Annotated in this window: 23 protein-coding genes and 1 tRNA gene; 19 read left to right on the forward strand and 5 right to left on the reverse strand. The window is 66.1% G+C overall.

Annotated elements, in window-relative coordinates:
* Positions 1–29 precede the first annotated feature (29 nt).
* The 11 genes from EG854_RS04215 (at position 30) to EG854_RS04265 (ending at position 9,430) form a co-directional block, all read left to right on the forward strand.
* Positions 30–464 carry a hypothetical protein gene (locus EG854_RS04215; RefSeq protein ID WP_123286474.1) on the forward strand — a complete coding sequence of 145 codons (435 nt, stop codon included), beginning with the start codon at positions 30–32 and terminating at the stop codon, positions 462–464.
* A gap of 83 nt (positions 465–547) precedes the next feature.
* A complete protein-coding gene (gene glyA / locus EG854_RS04220; RefSeq protein ID WP_123286475.1) occupies positions 548–1,831 on the forward strand; it encodes a serine hydroxymethyltransferase in 1,284 nt (427 codons plus the stop codon).
* Positions 1,832–1,838: 7 nt separating this feature from the next.
* Positions 1,839–2,324, forward strand: a complete 486-nt coding sequence (gene nrdR / locus EG854_RS04225) for a transcriptional regulator NrdR (RefSeq protein ID WP_123286476.1) — start codon at positions 1,839–1,841, stop codon at positions 2,322–2,324.
* A complete protein-coding gene (ribD, locus tag EG854_RS04230; protein WP_123286477.1) occupies positions 2,321–2,953 on the forward strand; it encodes a bifunctional diaminohydroxyphosphoribosylaminopyrimidine deaminase/5-amino-6-(5-phosphoribosylamino)uracil reductase RibD in 633 nt (210 codons plus the stop codon). Before nrdR ends, ribD begins: the two co-directional genes overlap by 4 nt.
* Entirely contained in the window at positions 2,954–3,544 is a 591-nt protein-coding gene (locus EG854_RS04235) for a riboflavin synthase (protein WP_123286478.1), read from the forward strand.
* Positions 3,541–4,674 carry a 3,4-dihydroxy-2-butanone-4-phosphate synthase gene (ribB, locus tag EG854_RS04240; protein ID WP_123286479.1) on the forward strand — a complete coding sequence of 378 codons (1,134 nt, stop codon included), beginning with the start codon at positions 3,541–3,543 and terminating at the stop codon, positions 4,672–4,674. The genes EG854_RS04235 and ribB overlap by 4 nt, the downstream gene beginning before the upstream one ends.
* On the forward strand, positions 4,671–5,132 hold the full coding sequence (ribH, locus tag EG854_RS04245; RefSeq protein ID WP_123286480.1) for a 6,7-dimethyl-8-ribityllumazine synthase: 462 nt from the start codon (positions 4,671–4,673) through the stop codon (positions 5,130–5,132). Before ribB ends, ribH begins: the two co-directional genes overlap by 4 nt.
* Positions 5,129–5,641, forward strand: coding sequence for a transcription antitermination factor NusB (gene nusB / locus EG854_RS04250; RefSeq protein WP_123286481.1), 513 nt, complete (start codon positions 5,129–5,131; stop codon positions 5,639–5,641). The genes ribH and nusB overlap by 4 nt, the downstream gene beginning before the upstream one ends.
* Positions 5,641–6,630 carry a thiamine-phosphate kinase gene (gene thiL, locus EG854_RS04255; protein ID WP_123286482.1) on the forward strand — a complete coding sequence of 330 codons (990 nt, stop codon included), beginning with the start codon at positions 5,641–5,643 and terminating at the stop codon, positions 6,628–6,630. The genes nusB and thiL overlap by 1 nt, the downstream gene beginning before the upstream one ends.
* A gap of 88 nt (positions 6,631–6,718) precedes the next feature.
* Positions 6,719–7,099 (forward strand): hypothetical protein, encoded by a 381-nt coding sequence (locus EG854_RS04260; RefSeq protein ID WP_241153125.1) that lies wholly within the window; start codon positions 6,719–6,721, stop codon positions 7,097–7,099.
* Between the two features lie 171 nt (positions 7,100–7,270).
* Positions 7,271–9,430 (forward strand): sodium-translocating pyrophosphatase, encoded by a 2,160-nt coding sequence (locus tag EG854_RS04265; protein WP_123286484.1) that lies wholly within the window; start codon positions 7,271–7,273, stop codon positions 9,428–9,430.
* 80 nt (positions 9,431–9,510) lie between these two features.
* On the opposite strand, the gene EG854_RS04270 is transcribed toward EG854_RS04265, so the two are convergent.
* On the reverse strand, positions 9,511–9,987 hold the full coding sequence (locus EG854_RS04270; RefSeq protein WP_123286856.1) for an outer membrane protein assembly factor BamE: 477 nt from the start codon (positions 9,985–9,987) through the stop codon (positions 9,511–9,513).
* Between the two features lie 88 nt (positions 9,988–10,075).
* Here EG854_RS04270 and EG854_RS04275 point away from each other — a divergent pair, with 88 nt between their 5' ends.
* The 7 genes from EG854_RS04275 to EG854_RS04305 all read left to right on the forward strand — a co-directional run bounded on the left by EG854_RS04275 (position 10,076) and on the right by EG854_RS04305 (position 14,235).
* Positions 10,076–10,606 (forward strand): ubiquinol-cytochrome C chaperone family protein, encoded by a 531-nt coding sequence (locus EG854_RS04275; RefSeq protein ID WP_123286485.1) that lies wholly within the window; start codon positions 10,076–10,078, stop codon positions 10,604–10,606.
* Positions 10,603–11,127 carry a YceD family protein gene (locus EG854_RS04280; protein ID WP_123286486.1) on the forward strand — a complete coding sequence of 175 codons (525 nt, stop codon included), beginning with the start codon at positions 10,603–10,605 and terminating at the stop codon, positions 11,125–11,127. The genes EG854_RS04275 and EG854_RS04280 overlap by 4 nt, the downstream gene beginning before the upstream one ends.
* A gap of 80 nt (positions 11,128–11,207) precedes the next feature.
* Positions 11,208–12,290: a phosphate acyltransferase PlsX gene (plsX, locus tag EG854_RS04285; protein WP_123286487.1), complete on the forward strand. Its 1,083-nt coding sequence runs from the start codon at positions 11,208–11,210 to the stop codon at positions 12,288–12,290.
* A complete protein-coding gene (locus EG854_RS04290) occupies positions 12,287–13,264 on the forward strand; it encodes a beta-ketoacyl-ACP synthase III (protein ID WP_123286488.1) in 978 nt (325 codons plus the stop codon). Before plsX ends, EG854_RS04290 begins: the two co-directional genes overlap by 4 nt.
* A 76-nt stretch (positions 13,265–13,340) precedes the next feature.
* On the forward strand, positions 13,341–13,643 hold the full coding sequence (locus EG854_RS04295) for an integration host factor subunit alpha (protein WP_123286489.1): 303 nt from the start codon (positions 13,341–13,343) through the stop codon (positions 13,641–13,643).
* A 14-nt stretch (positions 13,644–13,657) separates the two neighbouring features.
* Positions 13,658–14,086, forward strand: a complete 429-nt coding sequence (locus EG854_RS04300) for a MerR family transcriptional regulator (RefSeq protein WP_123286490.1) — start codon at positions 13,658–13,660, stop codon at positions 14,084–14,086.
* A 72-nt stretch (positions 14,087–14,158) separates the two neighbouring features.
* Positions 14,159–14,235, forward strand: a tRNA-Pro gene (locus tag EG854_RS04305).
* Positions 14,236–14,788: 553 nt separating this feature from the next.
* Here the strand turns inward: EG854_RS04305 and EG854_RS04310 are convergent.
* From EG854_RS04310 to EG854_RS04320, 3 genes are all read right to left on the reverse strand, one after another.
* Positions 14,789–15,052: a DksA/TraR family C4-type zinc finger protein gene (locus EG854_RS04310; RefSeq protein WP_123286491.1), complete on the reverse strand. Its 264-nt coding sequence runs from the start codon at positions 15,050–15,052 to the stop codon at positions 14,789–14,791.
* A 79-nt stretch (positions 15,053–15,131) separates the two neighbouring features.
* Complete coding sequence (locus EG854_RS04315; RefSeq protein WP_123286492.1) at positions 15,132–15,338, reverse strand: DUF2842 domain-containing protein; 207 nt, start codon at positions 15,336–15,338, stop codon at positions 15,132–15,134.
* Positions 15,338–15,589, reverse strand: coding sequence for a transglycosylase (locus EG854_RS04320; RefSeq protein WP_123286493.1), 252 nt, complete (start codon positions 15,587–15,589; stop codon positions 15,338–15,340). Before EG854_RS04320 ends, EG854_RS04315 begins: the two co-directional genes overlap by 1 nt.
* 133 nt (positions 15,590–15,722) lie before the next feature.
* Between EG854_RS04320 and EG854_RS04325 the strand changes: the two genes are divergently transcribed.
* On the forward strand, positions 15,723–16,823 hold the full coding sequence (locus tag EG854_RS04325) for a COX15/CtaA family protein (RefSeq protein WP_123286494.1): 1,101 nt from the start codon (positions 15,723–15,725) through the stop codon (positions 16,821–16,823).
* Here EG854_RS04325 and EG854_RS04330 read toward each other — a convergent pair.
* On the reverse strand, positions 16,792–18,174 hold the full coding sequence (locus tag EG854_RS04330) for an alkaline phosphatase PhoX (RefSeq protein ID WP_123286495.1): 1,383 nt from the start codon (positions 18,172–18,174) through the stop codon (positions 16,792–16,794). The two genes, EG854_RS04325 and EG854_RS04330, sit on opposite strands and share 32 nt — an antisense overlap.
* Positions 18,175–18,188 lie beyond the last annotated feature (14 nt).

An 18,188-nucleotide genomic window follows, 5' to 3' on the forward strand; every position in this document is an offset into this window, starting at 1 on the left:
GTTTGCCCCCGGCCACGGAGACGAATGCTATGGGCGACTGCGTAATGGCATTCCTTTATGTCTGCCTGAGTTCGCAGGGGCTCCAGACTGCTGAATATGAGCAGCACCATGGGTTGGAAGTTCGCGCCGACTATGCTGGCTTCGACCTTCGCGTGATTGCGCCTGACCTCGTCTATACGCTCGACAAGGACGCTGAAGATGTGGCCTGCGGCGCAGGGCTTTGCGTCACCTATCACCAGTGGTGTGAAGCCGACCTAACCTCTTGTGAGTACACGCTGCAGCGACACGGCCCTCCAGAACTCATCGTCGTTCAAGCAACCTCGAAGGATGGGCCTCTGCCGAGCGACTGGCGCCAGCGCGTGGCCATCCGCTCGCCAGGCTCTGACACCGAGGTGCGCCTCGAAGAGATGACGCGGATCAGTCAGACGCGAGAGCCGGCAGTGGCGCGGCGGCCTCGCGACTGAGCCTGCGTCTCCGCTGACCACAAGATGTTGTGGTCGCCCCGTGTGAGGCCTAGATAGGTTCATCATCGAATTCGGGGACTGCCGTGACTGCTCATACCCATGACGCCTTCTTCTCGCGCACGCTGGCCGAGGCCGATCCGGACATATTCGGCGGCATCCAGGGCGAGCTGGCCCGGCAGAAGGAACAGATCGAGCTGATCGCGTCGGAAAACATCGTCTCGAAGGCGGTGCTGGAGGCGCAAGGCAGCGTCCTGACCAACAAATATGCCGAGGGCTATCCGGGCCGTCGCTATTACGGCGGCTGCGAGTACGTCGATGTGACCGAGAACCTGGCGCGGGAGCGGGCCAAGGAACTGTTCGGCTGTGCCTTTGCCAACGTCCAGCCGCACTCGGGCGCGCAGGCCAACCAGGCGGTGTTCATGAGCCTGCTACAGCCGGGCGATACCTTCCTCGGCATGGATCTGGCGGCGGGCGGGCACCTGACCCACGGGTCACCGGCCAACCAGTCGGGCAAGTGGTTCCGGCCCGTGACCTATACGGTGCGCCAGGACGACCACCTGATCGACTATGACAACGTGGCCGAGATGGCCGAGCGCGAAAAGCCGAAGCTGATCATCGCCGGGGCCAGCGCCTATTCCCGCCACATCGACTTTGCGCGGTTCCGCGAGATCGCCGACAGCGTCGGGGCGTATCTGATGGTCGACATGGCCCATTACGCCGGCCTGATCGCCGGCGGCGTCTATCCCGACCCGCTGCCGCACGCCCATGTGGTGACGACCACGACGCACAAGACGCTGCGCGGGCCGCGCGGCGGCATGGTGCTGTCGAACGACATCGACCTGGGCAAGAAGATCAACTCGGCCGTCTTCCCGGGCCTGCAGGGTGGACCGCTGGAGCATGTGATCGCGGCCAAGGCCGTGGCCTTTGGGGAGGCGCTGAAGCCGGAGTTCAAGACCTATGCCCAGCAGGTGGTCGACAATGCCCGGGCACTGGCGGCCGTGCTGGTCGAGCGCGGCGCTGCCATCGTGTCGGGCGGCACCGACAGCCATCTGATGCTGGTCGACCTGCGGCCCAAGGGCGTGACGGGCAAGGCGACCGAGGCGGCGCTGGAGCACGCCCTGATGACCTGCAACAAGAATGGCGTGCCGTTCGATACGGCGCCCTTCACGGTGACGTCGGGTGTTCGTCTGGGGACTCCTGCGGGCACGACGCGCGGCTTTGGCGTGGGCGAGTTCCAGCAGGTCGGTCACTGGATCGCCGATGTCATCGACAGCATGAAGGGCGGCGACGAGGCCGATCCTGAGGTCTCGCGTCGCGTGGCGGGAGAGGTGCGCGAGCTCACGCGTCGCTTCCCCATTTACGGATAACCGTCTGATGAAATGTCCCTTCTGCGGTCACGCTGATACCCAGGTGAAGGACAGCCGGCCGTCCGATGACGGGGCGGCGATCCGCAGACGTCGGTCCTGCCCGCAGTGCAGCGGCCGGTTCACGACGTTCGAACGGGTGCAGTTGCGCGAGCTGGTGATCCTGAAGCGCAATGGCCGGCGCACGCCGTTCGACCGCGACAAGCTGGAGCGGTCGCTGGGGATTGCGCTGCGCAAGCGCCCCGTCCAGCCCGACCAGATCGAGCAAATGGTCAGCCGGATCGTGCGCCAGCTGGAGAGCCTCGGCGAGACGGAGATCCCGTCCAGCGTGGTCGGCGACTTCATCATGAAGGCGCTGAAGGGGCTCGATGAGGTGGCCTATGTCCGCTATGCCTCTGTTTACAAAGACTTCCGGCACACGGGCGACTTCGCCCGCTTCCTCGGCGACGAGGGCTACAACGACGACAAGCCGGGTGGCGACGGCGCGCCGGAATGACCGGTCGTCCGACTGTCACGCTGAAGCTGGCCACCTCGCTGGATGGCCGTATCGCCATGGCGTCGGGCGAGTCCCAGTGGATCACGGGCGAGGCGGCTCGGCTTGAGGGGCACCGGCTGAGAGCCTGTCATGACGCGGTTCTGGTCGGTATCGGCACGGTACTGGCCGACGATCCGGCGCTGACGGTTCGGCTGCCCGACCATAGCGGCCCCCAGCCCCTGCGCGTGGTGCTGGACAGCCGACTGAGAACGCCGGAAACGGCACAGGTGACCGGGGGTAACAGCCTGATCCTGACCACGGTTGAACCGCGCCCCGTTGGCGAGGCCGAAGTGGTAGAGGTTGTCGAGGTGGACGGCCGCGCGGACCTCCATGCCGCCCTCGACACCCTGTATGCGCGCGGCGTTCGCTCGGTCCTGATCGAGGGGGGAGGCGAGGTTGCGGCCTCCTTCCTGCGCGAAAGCCTGATCGACCGCATGGAATGGTTTCGCGCACCGATCCTGCTGGGCAGCGAGGGACGGCCCTGTGTCGCCGCCCTGTCGCTTGCAAAGCTGGCGGATGCCCCCAAGTTTCGGCGCAAGGCTGTCCAGGTCGTCGGTGACGATCTGTGGGAGCGGCTTGAAAGGATCTGAATGTTCACCGGCATCGTCACAGATGTGGGTCGGGTGCGCCGCATCCAGGCCACCGCGCGCGATCACCGCTATGAGATCGAAACGGCGTTCGACACGGCCACGATCGAGCTGGGTGCCTCCATCAGCCATGCGGGTTGCTGCCTGACGGTCACCGAAAAGGGGCCCGACTGGTTCGCAGTGGAGGTCTCGGGCGAGACCCTGTCGAAGACGACGCTGGGGGACTGGGCCGAGGGCACGCACATCAATCTGGAGCGGGCGGCGAAGCTGGGCGACGAGCTGGGCGGCCATATCGTTTCGGGCCATGTGGACGGACTGGGCACCGTCGTGTCGATCACACCTGAGGGCGGGTCGCACCGGCTGGTGATCGAGGTGCCGGCGCCGCTGCACCGCTATATCGCGGCCAAGGGGTCGATCACGGTCGACGGCGTGTCGCTGACGGTCAACACGGTCGAGGGCCGGACCTTTGGCCTGAACATCATCCCCCACACCTGGGATCACACGACGCTGGGCGGGCTTCAGGTCGGAAATTCCGTCAATCTGGAGATCGACATGCTGGCGCGTTACCTTGCCAGGTGGCAGGAGACGCAATGATGCAAACCGCGCACCAGACCGACACCCCGATCAGCCCCATCGAGGACATCATCGAGGACGCCCGCAACGGGCGGCCCTATATCCTTGTGGATGCCGAGGATCGCGAGAACGAGGGCGATGTCATCATCCCGGCCCAGTTCGCCACGCCCGACCAGATCAACTTCATGGCCAAGCACGCGCGCGGCCTGATCTGTCTGGCGATCACCGCCGACCGGGCGCGCCAGTTGCGTCTGCCGCCCATGGCCGCCGAGAACCGCGAGAGCATGGGCACCGCCTTCACCGTCTCGATCGAGGCGAAGGAGGGGGTGACGACCGGCATTTCGGCCGCCGACCGGGCCCGCACGGTGCAGATCGCGGTCGATCCGAACCGGGGCGCGGACGATCTGGTCTCGCCCGGCCATGTGTTTCCGCTGGTGGCGCGTGATGGCGGGGTTCTGGTGCGCACCGGCCATACGGAGGCCGCGGTCGACATCAGCCGCATGGCCGGGCTGACGCCCGCCGGGGTGATCTGCGAGATCATGAATGACGACGGCACAATGGCCCGCATGCCGGATCTGGTGGCCTTTTCCCAGTTGCACGGCATCAAGATCGGCACGATTGCCGACCTGATCGCCTATCGCCGCCGCACCGAAACCTTTGTTGAGCGGGTGCTAGACACCGATCTCGACAGCATCCACGGCGGCCCGTTCCGCATGGTCCTGTACCGCAACACGATCGAGGGCGTGGAACACGTCGCCCTGGTCAGCGGCAAGGTCGATCCGTCGAAGCCGACCCTGGTGCGCATGCATCAGGTGGACTTTGCTGCGGATCTGCTGGGCCATGTCGAGGGCCGTCAGGACTATGTGCCCAAGGCGATGAAGACCATCAGTGACCATGGCGGAGCCGGCGTGGTCGTCTTCCTGCGCGATCCGGAACTGCATGGTCTGGCCGAGCGGCTGATGGGCGCCCCCCGGCCCCAGGCCGTGGACCGGTCGATCCGGAACTATGGCGTGGGGGCACAGATCCTGAAGGACCTCGGCGTGCGCGACATGATTGTGATGAGCTCGACCCGCCCCAATCCGACCGCGCTGGAGGGCTATGGCCTGCGCATTGTCGGCTGGCGTGACATGGATGGAGAACCGGTGGCGTGAAGGATCCCGATCGTATTCTGATCGTCGAGGCGCGGTTCTATGACGAACTGGCCGATGCCCTGCTGGACGGCGCGACCGACGCGCTGAAGGCCCAGGGCGTCCAGTATGACGTCGTGACCGTGCCCGGTGCGCTGGAGGTGCCCGGCGCCATCGCGGCGGCCGAGGAGGCCGGGCGGTATCCGACCGCGCCGCGCTATGACGGCTATGTGGCGCTGGGCTGTGTGATCCGCGGTGAGACCTATCATTTCGAGATCGTCTCGGACCAGTCGGCGGCCGGCCTGATGAACCTGAGCATCAAGGGCCTGTCGATTGGCAACGGCATTCTGACCACCGAAGACGAGGATCAGGCCTGGGCCCGGGCCCGCCGTAGTGAAGGCGACAAGGGGGGCGGTGCCGCCCGTGCGTGTCTGGAGATGATTGCCCTGAAGAAGCGGTTGCGCGTAGGACTGAACCGGTGACCGAACCGAACAGCCTCAAATCCATCCTCGACCTTCTGGACGAGAAGTCCGGGGACACGCTGACGTCGCGTCAGCGCCGCGCGCGCACGGTTGCGCGGTTGGCCGCCGTGCAGGCCCTCTATCAGATGGAGCTGGCCGGAGAGGGCGTCGACACCGTCATTGAGGAGTTTTCGCGCCACCGCTTCGACGGGGACATCGAAGGACAGATGCTGGCCGAGGCCGATGAGGCCTGGTTCGCCGATGTCGTGCGCGGCGTCGTGACCGAGCAGAAGGCCGTCGATGCCGCCATTCGTGCGCGTCTGGCCTCGAACTGGAAGATCGAACGGCTGGACGCCACCCTGCGTGCGCTGCTGCGCTCCGGGGCGTGGGAGCTGATGCGCAAGCCCGAGGTCGCCCTCGAAATCGTCATCGATGAATATGTGGAGCTGGCCAAGGCCTTCTTCGACGATGCCGAGGCCAAGTTCGTCAATGCTGCCCTGGACGGGGTGGCGCGCGACACGCGGTCCTGATGCCGGCGGTCGACGTCGCCGACGAGTTTGAGACCATCCGCCGATTGCTTGCGCCGCTGGCCCACCCCGAATGGGGCCGGGGGCTGGCCGATGATGTGGCCCTGATCCCTTCACGCAAGGGGCATGATCTGGTGGTGACCAAGGACGCCCTGGTCGAGGGGGTGCATTTCCTTGCCACCGATCCGCTGGATACGGTCGCCCAGAAGCTGCTGCGCGTGAACCTGTCGGATCTGGCCGCCAAGGGCGCCGAGCCGTTCGGCTATCTGCTGGCGTGCCACTGGTCCGAGCGTTGCGGCTGGCCGGAGCGCAAGGCCTTCGTCGAGGGATTGGCCCGGGATCAAGTGGAGTTTGGCGTGGCCCTGCTGGGCGGAGACACGGTCTCGACGCCGGGACCGGCCTCGTTCTCGATCACCCTGATGGGCTGGGCGGCGAAAGGCCGGATTGTCGGTCGGGCAGGGGCCCAGCCCGGAGATCTGGTGTTTGTCACGGGCACGGTCGGCGAGGGCTGGCTGGGCCTGCGAGCTGCGCGGGAGCTTTTGCATCTTGAGCCTGCGCGGCTGGCGGCGCTGGTGGAGCACTATCGCCGGCCTCTGCCGCGCACAGCCTTTGCGACTGCGATCCTTGAGCATGCCAGCGCGGCGCTGGACGTGTCGGACGGCCTGATCGGTGATCTGGGGCATCTGGCGCGGGCGAGCGGGGTCGGGCTGGAAATGCAGCTTGAGAGCCTACCCCTGTCGCTGGCGGCCCAGGCCTGGTTCGACGGTCGGGCCGATGCGGTCCAGGCCCTGTCGCAGCTGGCGACCGGAGGCGACGACTATGAGATCGCCTTCACCGCCCGGCCCGGCCATGAATCGGCCCTGCGCCGGGAGGCCGAGCGGTTGCATCTGCGCCTGACCCGGATCGGTGAGGTGAAGGCGGGAGAAGGCGTCCGGGTCCGCTACCGGGGCGAAGACGTGCCGATCTCGCGACCCGGCTGGGTTCACAGCTGAACCCGGCAACGGAATTCTAACGCCTGTCGGGTATCCGGGCAGGATGGATCGCAGACATTTTCTCTCCCTCATGGGCGCTGGCCTCAGCATGGGCGTCGCCGGACCCGCTCTGGCCTCGGGCGACGAAAAGCCCGCCGCCGCTGTCGTCAACCTGCAGGGCGTGGGCCTGCCGGTGATCTCGGGCGGGCGGATTCGCAACTATGTGTTCGTCAGCATCCGGCTGCATCTGTCGGCATCGGCCGTGATGGAGACCGTCCGGGCCAAGGATGCGCACTTTCGCGATGCGCTGGTCAAGGCGGCCCACCGGACGCCCTTTACGCTTGCTGATGACTGGTCACAGCTGGACACGGCGGCTCTGTCGCGCAGCCTGATGGCGTCAGCGACGCGTATCGCCGGGCAGGGCAAGGTCGCCCGGGTCGAGGTCCTGCATCAGGCACCCCGCCGACGTACGGGCATTCCCACCGGCTGATCAGCGTTCTGCTGTTGCGATTCGTCCGGGCATTTGGCACGTTTCCGCCGCAATCCCGAAGGACGCATTGTCGCGTCCATCGCGCACGGGGGGACCGGAAGGCGGACAGAGGCGAAAAGCCCGCCGCGCCAAGGGTCCGGGCGCCTTGCATGAACAGGGTACGGAAACGCCATGACAAACTATCTGTGGCTGGTCATCGCCGCAGGCGCGCTGGGGGTCCTTTACGGGCTTGTCCAGACCGCCGCGCTGATGAAGGCCTCAACCGGCAATGACAAGATGCGCGAGATCGCTGCGGCGATCCAGGAAGGGGCCTCGGCCTATCTGAAGCGCCAGTACACCACCATCGGCATGGTCGGGATCGTCATCCTGATCGCGGCCTATTTCCTCATCGGCGAATGGGCCGCTATTGGCTTCGTCATCGGCGCAGTGCTTTCGGGCGCCGCGGGCTATGCCGGGATGCTGATCTCGGTGCGGGCCAATGTTCGCACCGCGCAGGCGGCATCGGAAAGCCTGTCCAAGGGTCTGGATCTGGCGTTCCGCTCGGGCGCCATCACCGGCCTGTTCGTGGCGGGCGGTGCCCTGATCGGGGTCGCGGGCTATTATGCGATCATGACCGAGATGATGGGTCTGGAGCGGACCGGTCGTGAAGTGATCGACGGTCTGGTGGCGCTGGGCTTTGGGGCCTCGCTGATCTCGATCTTTGCCCGTCTGGGCGGCGGCATCTTCACCAAGGGTGCGGACGTCGGCGGCGACATGGTCGGCAAGGTCGAGGCCGGCATCCCCGAGGATGACCCCCGCAACGCCGCGACCATCGCCGACAATGTGGGCGACAACGTCGGCGACTGCGCCGGTATGGCCGCTGACCTTTTCGAGACCTATGCGGTGACCACGGTCGCCACCATGGTGCTGGCGGCGATCTTCTTCCGCGACCAGCCCTATGTCGATGTGATGATGCTGCTGCCGCTGGCGATCTGCGGCGTCTGCATCGTGACCTCGATCATCGGCAGCTTCTTCGTCCGTCTGGGCAAGTCCAACAACATCATGGGGGCCCTGTACCAGGGGCTGATCGTGACCGGCGTACTGTCGGTCGCGGCGCTGTGGTTCGTGGTCGACCAGATGGTCGGTGGACCGGTGACGGCGCTGGGCGGTCAGGCAGGTGAGCGGATCATCGAGCCCATGAACCTGTTCTGGGCCGGTCTGGTCGGTCTGGCGGTCACGGCCGCCATCGTGGTGATCACCGAATACTATACGGGGTCGAACTTCCGTCCCGTGCGGTCGGTGGCCAATGCCTCGGTCTCGGGTCACGGCACCAATGTCATCCAGGGTCTGGCGGTCTCGCTGGAATCCACGGCCCTGCCGGCGCTGACGATCATCGTCGGCATCGTCACCAGCTATCAGCTGGCCGGTCTGTTCGGCATCGCCATTGCCACCACCACCATGCTGGGTGTGGCGGGGATGATCGTGGCGCTGGACGCCTTTGGTCCGGTCACCGACAACGCCGGCGGCATTGCCGAGATGGCGGGTCTGCCGAGTGAAGTGCGTCAGTCGACTGACGCGCTGGACGCCGTGGGCAACACCACCAAGGCCGTGACCAAGGGCTATGCCATCGGCTCGGCGGGCCTTGGCGCGCTGGTGCTGTTTGCCGCCTATACCTCTGACCTCGACTACTTCGCGGCCAATCCGGAGCTTTATCCGTTCTTTGCCGGGATGGGCGAGATCAACTTCGGCCTGACCAACCCCTATGTGGTCGTCGGTCTGCTGTTCGGGGGGCTGCTGCCCTTCCTGTTCGGTGGCATGTCGATGATGGCGGTCGGACGCGCGGCCGAGGCCGTCGTGGCCGAGGTTCGTCGTCAGTTCCGCGAGAACCCGGGCATCATGACCTATGAGACCAAGCCTGAGTACGGTCGCGCGGTCGACATCCTGACCAGGGCGGCCATCAAGGAGATGATCGTGCCGTCGCTGCTGCCGGTACTGTCGCCGATCGTGCTGTTCGTCGGCATCCTGGCCATCTCAGACAAGGCCACGGCCTTTGCCGCGCTGGGTGCCATGCTGATGGGCGTGATCGTCACCGGTCTGTTCGTCGCCATCTCGATGACGTCGGGCGGCGGGGCCTGGGACAATGCCAAGAAGGTGATCGAGGAGGGCTTCACCGACTCGAACGGCGTGCTTCACGGCAAGGGATCCGAGGCCCACAAGGCCGCGGTGACCGGCGATACGGTTGGCGATCCCTACAAGGATACGTCCGGCCCGGCCGTGAACCCCATGATCAAGATCACGAACATCGTGGCCCTGTTGCTGCTGGCCGTGCTGGCCAGCGGGAATATCGGCTGATCGAGGACATCAAGACCTGAAACTGAAAACGCCCCGGAGAGCAATCTCCGGGGCGTTGTTCTGTGTGGGAATATGAAAGGTCAGTCCGGGCGGCGCTGGCCGGGGACGTCCTCGTCGGTGCGGGGCAGCTGGCCGCGGCCGACGTTGCCGAGCAGCTGTTCGATGATGGTCAGCTCGCGACCGCGGGTCGGGGTCTCGTTGCGGTTCATGGCGACTTCCTGACCGTCTTCGAGGCCGAGGGTACGCACGCCCGCGACATTGCCGGCGCCGTCGAAGGTGATCTCGGTCACATTGCGTTGCGCGATGAAGGCCCGGTTGAAGGTGTATTTCCGCGTTGTCTGGCTGATGTAGTACCAGACGCTGTCGTCCTCGAAGACCGAAGTGGCCGACGGCGAGCCCAGCCGGGCCAGCACGGTTTCCTTGGTGTCGGTACCGACCGCGATGTCGGCGGGCTTCACATCCACGGCCTGAAAGCCATGCACACCCACGACCGGGGCACAGGCGACCAGCCCGGCGGACAGGACAAGAGCGGCGACGAGGGACTTGGAACGGTTCATGGACAGCGCCTGCGACAATACAAGGTCTTTGACCTAGACCCTGCCGCGTCCTAGTTCAACGTCGCGGCGGAAAAGGGGCCGTACGATCATGCTGAAAAATCTTCTCGGGCTCAGGGAAAAGGCCACACCGGGCCGCGAGGCCTACGGACTGGCGGTCGCCCGGGCCCGGGCGCGCGACTTCTACGTCGATCATGGGGTCGACGACCGGATCGACGCGCGATTCGAGCTCTACACCCTGCACGTGCTGCTGCTGGTGCTGCGTCTGCGGGACGAAGACACCGCACCAGCCCGCGATGCGGCCCAGGACCTGTTCGACACCTATGTCTCGGCGCTCGACAACGCCCTGCGGGAGCTGGGGGTCGGCGATGTCGCTGTGTCCAAGAAGATGCGCAAGCTGGGCGAGGCGCTCTACGGCCGCATGCAGGCCTATGAGACGCCCCTGCGTGCGGGCGATGCGGCCGGTCTGGCCGAGGCGCTGGAGCGCAATGTCTATGCGGGCGCGGGTGCGGATCATGCGCCCTGGCTGGCGCGTTATGCCCTCGAGTCGCGGCAGCGTCTGGCGGCCCAGTCTGTCGAATCCTGTCTGAAGGCCCCCGACTGGGCCGGAGTGTCCGCATGAGTGCCCAACCGCCCGTCCTGCTCGAGGCCGTCCGCATCAACCAGATCGGCGAGAAGCGGACCTTCAGCCTGGCCCCCGATGCCGAGGCCCGCCGGACCATCGCCAGGTGGCTGAAGATCCTCGACCTGCCCCGGTTCGAGGCCGAGCTGACGCTGGTGCCCTCGCGCGCGGGCTGGCACCTGTCGGGGCGCCTGACGGCCGAGGCCGTCCAGGCCTGTGGCCTGACGCTGGAGCCGGTCGAGGAGCAGATCGACGAGACCTTTGGCCTGGATCTGGTCGAGGCCGATGAGGACGCCGCCAGCCCCGAGGTCGAGGTAAGTCTGGAGGAGGATGCGCCCGATCTGGTCACCGACGGGCGGATCGACCTGAGTCGCCATGTGCTGGAACATCTGTCGCTGGCGCTTAACCCGTTTCCGCGCAAGCCGGGGGCCGTGTTCGAGGCCCCGGAGGAAACAGCCGAGATCTCGCCCTTTGCCGTGCTGAAGGGCCATGTGAAGCCGCGCACCGATAGCGACGACTGACTCGGCAGAACGGTTGCATCCGGCGGGCCGGGCGCTATCGTCCGGCACCCGAGCCGACCGGCCCCCAGGAGTTTTTCTGCTTGTCGAAGACCCTCGTCATTTCGCTGGACGCCATGGGCGGCGACCACGGCCCCTCCGTGGTTGTGGGCGGCGTTGCGGACTATCTGAAAGCCCATCCCGATTCGGACCTCCGGTTTCTGGTTCATGGCGATGCGGCTGCCATCGAGGCCCAGGTCCGGGCGCATCGCCTGCCCGCAGACCGGATCGACGTCCGCCACACCGACAAGGTCGTGGCCATGGACGAAAAGCCGGCCCAGGCCCTGCGGCGGGGCAAGGGCTCGAGCCTGTGGAACGCCATCGAGTCGGTGAAGTCCGGCGAGGCCGCCGCCATCGTCTCGGCCGGCAACACCGGCGCCCTGATGGCGATCTCCAAGCTGCAGCTGCGCATGGCTGCGCCGGGACTGGAGCGGCCCGCGATCGTCGCCAGCTGGCCGACCCTGCGCGGTATCACGGCGGTGCTGGACGTCGGCGCCAATATCGACTGTGACGCGGCCCAGCTGATCGAGTTCGCCATCATGGGTGAAGCCTTCCAGACGGCGGTCCACGGCACGAAACGCCCGACCATCGGCCTGCTGAATGTTGGCTCGGAAGACATGAAGGGCCACGAACAGGTGCGCGAGGCCCACCGCCTGCTGCGCAGCGGGGCGTTTGATCTGGACTATCACGGCTTTGTCGAGGGCGATGACATCGCCAAGGGCACGGTCGATGTGATCGTCACCGACGGCTTTACCGGCAATGTCGCGCTGAAGACGGCCGAGGGCACGGCGCGCTTCATCTCGGCCCTGCTGAAGGAAGCGCTGATGTCGGGTCTGCCGTCGCGGTTCGGGGCCATGATGGCTCTGCCGGCGCTGAAGAAGATGCGCAACCGCATCGACCCCAATGCCATCAACGGCGGGCCCCTGCTGGGCCTGAACGGCATCGTCGTCAAAAGCCATGGCGGTGCCAGCGCCTATGGGTTCGGCAATGCCATCCGCGTGGCTGGCGACCTGGCCCGCAGTGATTATATGACCAAGGTCAGCGCCAATCTGAAGCGCATGACGACCGTCCTCGAGGAGGACGATGCCGGATCGGCGTCCGGGACCGGTGTGGAGACTGCCCAGTGACTGTTGTTCGTAGCGCCGTGACCGGCGTCGGTGCCTATCTGCCGGAAAAGGTCGTGACCAATGCCGATCTGGCGAAATTCGTCGATACCTCTGACGAATGGATCGTCGAGCGGACCGGCATTCGCCAACGCCATCAGGCGGCGCCCGACCAGCCGACCAGCGATCTGGCCGTTGAGGCGGCGCGCAAGGCCTTGGCCGAGGCCGGCAGGACGCCTGCCGATGTCGATCTGATCATCGTCGCCACTACCACGCCGGACATGACCTTTCCGGCCACAGCCTCGATCGTGCAGCGCAAGCTGGGCGTGCCGGTCTGTGTGGCGTTCGACATCCAGGCGGTGTGCTCGGGCTTTGTCTATGCGCTGAGCGTGGCCGACGGCTTTGTCGCGCGCGGCACCTCGACATGCGCGCTGGTCATCGGCGCCGAGGAAATGACCCGGCTGATGGACTGGGAAGACCGCACCACGTGCGTGCTGTTCGGCGATGGCGCCGGCGCCGTGGTGCTGGAACCGGTCGAGGGGCAGGGGACGCCTGCGGATCGCGGCATTCTGGGCTCGGCCCTGCGCTGCGACGGCACCAAGACCGACCTTCTGTACGTCGACGGGGGCCCGGCCACGACCGGTCAGGTCGGCCATCTGCGTATGCTGGGCAATCAGGTGTTCCGCCACGCGGTTGTGAACATTGCCGAAGCCATCACCGCTGCCGCCAAGGCCGCCGGGATCGAGATCGCCGATGTCGACTGGTTCGTGCCGCACCAGGCCAATCAGCGCATCATCAAGGGGGTCGGCGACCGCCTGGGTCTGGACGAGAACAAGGTTGTCTCGACGGTCGCAATGCACGCCAATACCTCGGCCGCGTCTATCCCGCTGGCCCTCGATTCAGCCATCCGCGACGGTCGCATCAAGCGCGGCGATCTGGTCCTGCTGGAGGCCATGGGTGGCGGTTTGACGTGGGGCGCCTGCGCGCTTCGCCTGTAAAACGAATTTACGCCTTTCCATTTCAACGCCTTTCAGCCTTTATTGGCGGTTGGAACTTCAGAGAGGGGAGGGACGCTTGGACGACCATCACACGCTGACCCGGGCCGATCTGTGCGACGCCGTGCACGAAGCGCTGGGCCTGTCGCGCAATGAATGCGCGACGCTGGTCGAACGGACCCTCGGTCTGATCGTCGAATCGCTGGAACGCGGCGAGACCGTAAAACTGTCCGGGTTCGGCGTCTTTCAGGTCCGCGAAAAGCGCGCCCGCATGGGCCGCAATCCCAAGACCGGCGTACCCGCCGCCATCAATCCGCGCCGGGTGATCAGCTTCCGGGCCTCGCAGATCATGAAAAGCCGCGTCCACGGCGCCGCTGGCTGAACGGAGGGCCGCGCGTGGCCAAAAGCCCCGAAGCCTTTCGCAGTATTTCCGAAGCCGCCACCGAGGTCGGCGTCCCCCAGCATGTGCTGCGCTTCTGGGAGACCAAGTTCGCCTTCGTGTCGCCCGTCAAGCGCGCCGGCGGACGGCGTTTCTATCGCCCCGAGGACATCGACATCCTGAAGGGCGTGCGGCGCCTGCTGCATGAAGAGGGGCTGACGCTCAAGGGCGTGGCCCGCCTGCACAAGGCCCAGGGCATCAAGCGCATCCTGGGCAAGGAGGCGGCCGGACCCGCACCCGAAGCCCCCGTTCCGGAGATGCCGGTGCGGCCGGCAGCGCAGCCGGCTCCGACCGGCCTGTCCTCCGACCAGCGCCAGCGTCTGGCCGAGGTCCTGCGCGACATTGAGGCCGCGCAAAGCCGACTGGAAGCCGCCCTCAGCCGCTGACAGCTTTATTGTGCCGCCCAGCCCCAATTTGGGTTTACGACGCAACGGCTCCCCGTCTATAGGGAGCGCCTTCGGAGCGTGGCGCAGCCTGGTAGCGCACTTGACTGGGGGTCAAGGGGTCGCAGGTTCGAATCCTGTCGCTCCGACCATCTTCCGCAATGAAGACGGTTGGTTGAAGGGGTCGCACTCGAGCGGCCCCTTTGCAATTGCGGCGGTTGTCGCGGGCTGGTCCAGGGTCCGCAATCTGGCATGGCGCCGATGACCGATCTCGACCCATAGCGGAAGTTCGGCTGGTCGACTAATGTGCAAATCGTGGATGGCGAATTCTTCTTTGCAGTCGCTTGGGTGGCCCTGGTTGTCCACGGACTCACCTTCTTGGGCGCAGCCGGCCTAGAATGGGTTTCTAATCCGCGTGGGTGGAACCGAGGGGTGATTAGCATCCAAGGCAGGCTGTTTACCGCCCGACGTGGAGACGTGCGGTCCCCTTTCTCATGGCTCCTGATCTGGACAGCCAGATTGGCCCTACTGGCTGCAGCGGCTGCCGTGGTCGCGGGACTCATTCTACATAATCTATGAGGTCCACTCCTAACCCTTCCGAGACCTCCCGCAAGTCCGTTGGTCGGTGACTGGCGGTGTTGCAGACTCTCCGGCGGGGCCATGTTCGTCGGGCTCGAGCAGACGTCGCGCTCGCCCCCGCGGCGCCTACCGCAGCTGGCTGTCCTTGCTGCCGCAGCGGTTGATGGCGGAGTGGCGGATGGTGGCATCGCGGCCGGACTGGCACTGGACGCAGGTGGTGACGCCGGGCAGGGCCAGGCGCCGCCGTTCGGGAATATCCTCGCCGCACTCGATGCACTCTTCCGTGCCGGGACCGGTGGGCAGGCGGGCGCGCGCCGACGACACACCGTCGCCGACCGTGTCCTCGATCTGGTCAAGAACCGCGCCGTCGCGTGTCCAGCCGCCTGCCATCGTGTCGTCACTCCATCCGGTTCGTTCCGTATGGATATGGAAAGCTGGCAGGAATTTTAAAGTTCCCGAAGGGCGCGGGTCAGCGGGGCGGGGGCTCTTGCTCGGCCCATTTCAGCAGGGGGAACAGGGGGATGCCCCAGGCGATGCCGGCGATCGGATAGAAGATCAGGTCGGTCCAGAAGGAGCGCGGCAGGAGGGCGTGGATCGCCAGCACGGCCCAGATGTAGAAGGCCAGAAAGGCGATGATGCCGATCATGGCCACCAGACGCCGGACGCGCACCGGCATCAGCGGGTATTCCGGAACAGGAAGTGAGCCCCCAGCGCCAGCGCCGCCCCGACGACCGACCAGATGACCCACGGCCACTGGTCCATGGTCGCCACGCCGAACACCCGCACGGCCAGAAAGCCGCCGCACAGGGCGCCGGTGAAGGCCACCAGCAGCGGCGCGGCCAGGCCCCGCCGTCCGGTCACGGCATCAAACCCGAAGGCCAGGGCGGCTGTCAGGATGACGGCCACCGCGATGTCCAGATTGCCCATATCCGTCTCCGATCCTGTGCGACGGCATGACCGTCAGAAGCGACTCGATCTTGCCGTCATCGACAGGCATATCGCCTGTATCGAGGTCGGGTCCATCGGCCTTTCACTGTAGTGTACCCGTGGCGAGCTTTGAATGAACCGATTTGGTCAGCCCGAGCGTAGCGTTTCCGTGGCCGTGTGGCTGTTCCTTGTGGCCGGACTGGTGTTCGCCATGGTGGTGGTGGGGGGCATTACCCGCCTGACCGGTTCGGGCCTGTCGATCACCGAATGGAAGCCGCTGATGGGCGCCATCCCGCCGATGAACGCGGCCGACTGGCAGGAAGCCTTCGACAAGTACAAGGCCATTCCCCAGTACCAGCTGGTCAATGCGGGCATGAGCCTGTCGGAGTTTCAGGGCATTTTCTGGTGGGAGTGGATCCACCGGCAACTGGGCCGGTTGATCGGTCTGGCCTTTGGCCTGCCGTTTCTGGTGTTCCTTCTGGCCCGCCATATCCCCCTGTTGCGGCGTGTCGGGCTGCCGTCGCTGCCGGATCGGCTGGTGTGGCGGTGCCTGATCCTGCTGGTTATGGGCGGGATGCAGGGCGCCGTCGGCTGGTGGATGGTGTCGTCAGGGTTGCAGGACCGGGTGGATGTGGCGCCCGAGCGGCTGGCCTTCCACCTGGGGCTGGCGCTGCTGATCTTCTCGGCCCTGATCTGGACGGGGCTGGAGGCGCTGAACGGGCCCGAGCGGTCCGAGTCGCCGTCCGGCTGGACGCTGGGCGCCGGCCTGCTGCTGGGGCTGGTGTTTGTGCAGTGCCTGCTGGGGGCGCTGGTCGCGGGGGGCAAGGCGGGGCTGGTCTATACCGACTGGCCGCTGATGAACGGCGCCTTGCTGGCGCCGGTCGACTGGGGGCAGGGGGCGCTGGCCTTCCTGCACGATCAGGCCCTGACCCAGTTCAATCACCGGATGACCGCCTATGCCCTGATGCTGGCCGTGGTCGTGTATGCGGTCCAGGCTTGGCGGTGGAGACTGGCCGAAGGGGCGGGGGCCTCGGCCTATGTCGTGCTGGCAGCCGTGATGATACAGGCGGGGCTGGGCATCGCCACCCTGATGCAGGCCGTGCCCGTCTGGCTGGGCGTGCTGCACCAAGCCGGGGCCGCCGTAGTGCTGGCGGCCGCGACGGTCAATCTGTGGCTGGTGATGCGGTCGCGGCCCCGGCGGTTTATCGCCGGACCGAGGTCCATGGGCCTCTGATCGCCAGGGTCATGCCCGGGTACATGATGTTGACGAACAGCACCTGGCCGTCCGGCGAGAAGCAGGCGCCGGCGAACTCGGCATTGCCGGTGAACACATTGCGGGCGATCGTATAGAGCTTGCCGTCGGGCGTTACGCCCTTGATGTGGTTGCGGATCTGGCTGGAATAGTTGTCCTCGCACAGGATCAGGTCGCCCCACGGCGCGATGGTCAGATTGTCGGCCATATTGACCATCTTCTCGTCGGTGCTCTCGACGAACAGCTGCAGGCGGTCGGGCCCGCCGTCGACGTTCGGCTGCAGGCGCATGACCTGACCGCGGCGGACCGGCCCGCCCGAGGTCGCGGTCATGTAAAGCTCGTCCTGCCCCCACCACAGGCCCTCGCCGCGTGCCACAAGGGCCGCGCCCGCTGCATGGCCGCGCTGGCGCAGGTCGTCTTTCGGCGACTCGACGTCCTCCATGTCGATCCAGTCGACCTCCAGCCAGTCGCCGACGTTCCATGACCGGCTGTCCTGGTTGCGGGTATCGGCACCGCCCTGACCCCGGATCACCATGGCCTGCAGCGTGCCACCCTCGGCCAGCTTGTCCGGAACATTGGGAATGAAGCGGTAAAACAGGCCGTCGTTCATGTCCTCGGTCAGATAGACAATGCCGGTGCGCGGATCGATGCAGACCGCCTCGTGATCAAACCGGCCCATGGCCTTGAGCGGCACGGGCTCGACCAGTCCTTCGGCCGTGGCCGGGACCTCGAAGACAAAGCCGTGCGGCCGGGTGACGTTGTCCGTCTCCGGCAGTTCGGTGTTCTCCTCGCAGGTCAGCCAGCTGCCCCAGGGGGTGATGCCGCCGCAGCAGTTGGTCGAGGTGCCGATCAGTGACAGATATTCGCGAACCGTCTGGCGGCTCTCGAGGTCATAGACAAGAGTCGTGGTGCCGCCCGGCAGGGGGCGCCCGTCCTTGTAGGTGTCATACGACAGCGCGGCATCGACGCCGTTGATGCGCTCCTGATTCAGACCGCCCGGCCCGAGGTTCCGGTGCAGGGCGCTGGAGCCCTTCAGTTCGTGATTGCGGACCAGCGCCACGCGCCCGCCGCCGAGGTCGAAACAGCCCATGCCATCCGGCTGGCCGGGCACGAACAGCCCGTCATCCATGGTGTCGCCGCTCTGGGAGATGACCTGATAGGTGAACCCCTCTGGCAGATCCATAAGCCCGGCGGGGTCCGTCTTCAGCGGACCATAGCCCTCGACCTCATTGATATAGGTCTCTTCAGACTGCGCATGGGCGAAACGGGCGAGGCCGGAGAAGGCCAGGCCGGCAGCACCGGCGGTCAGCAGCTGTCGACGGATCAGGGACATGGGGCTCTCCTTGT

Origin of the sequence: Brevundimonas halotolerans (genome assembly GCF_003730275.1) — a bacterium.
GTDB lineage: Bacteria > Pseudomonadota > Alphaproteobacteria > Caulobacterales > Caulobacteraceae > Brevundimonas > Brevundimonas halotolerans.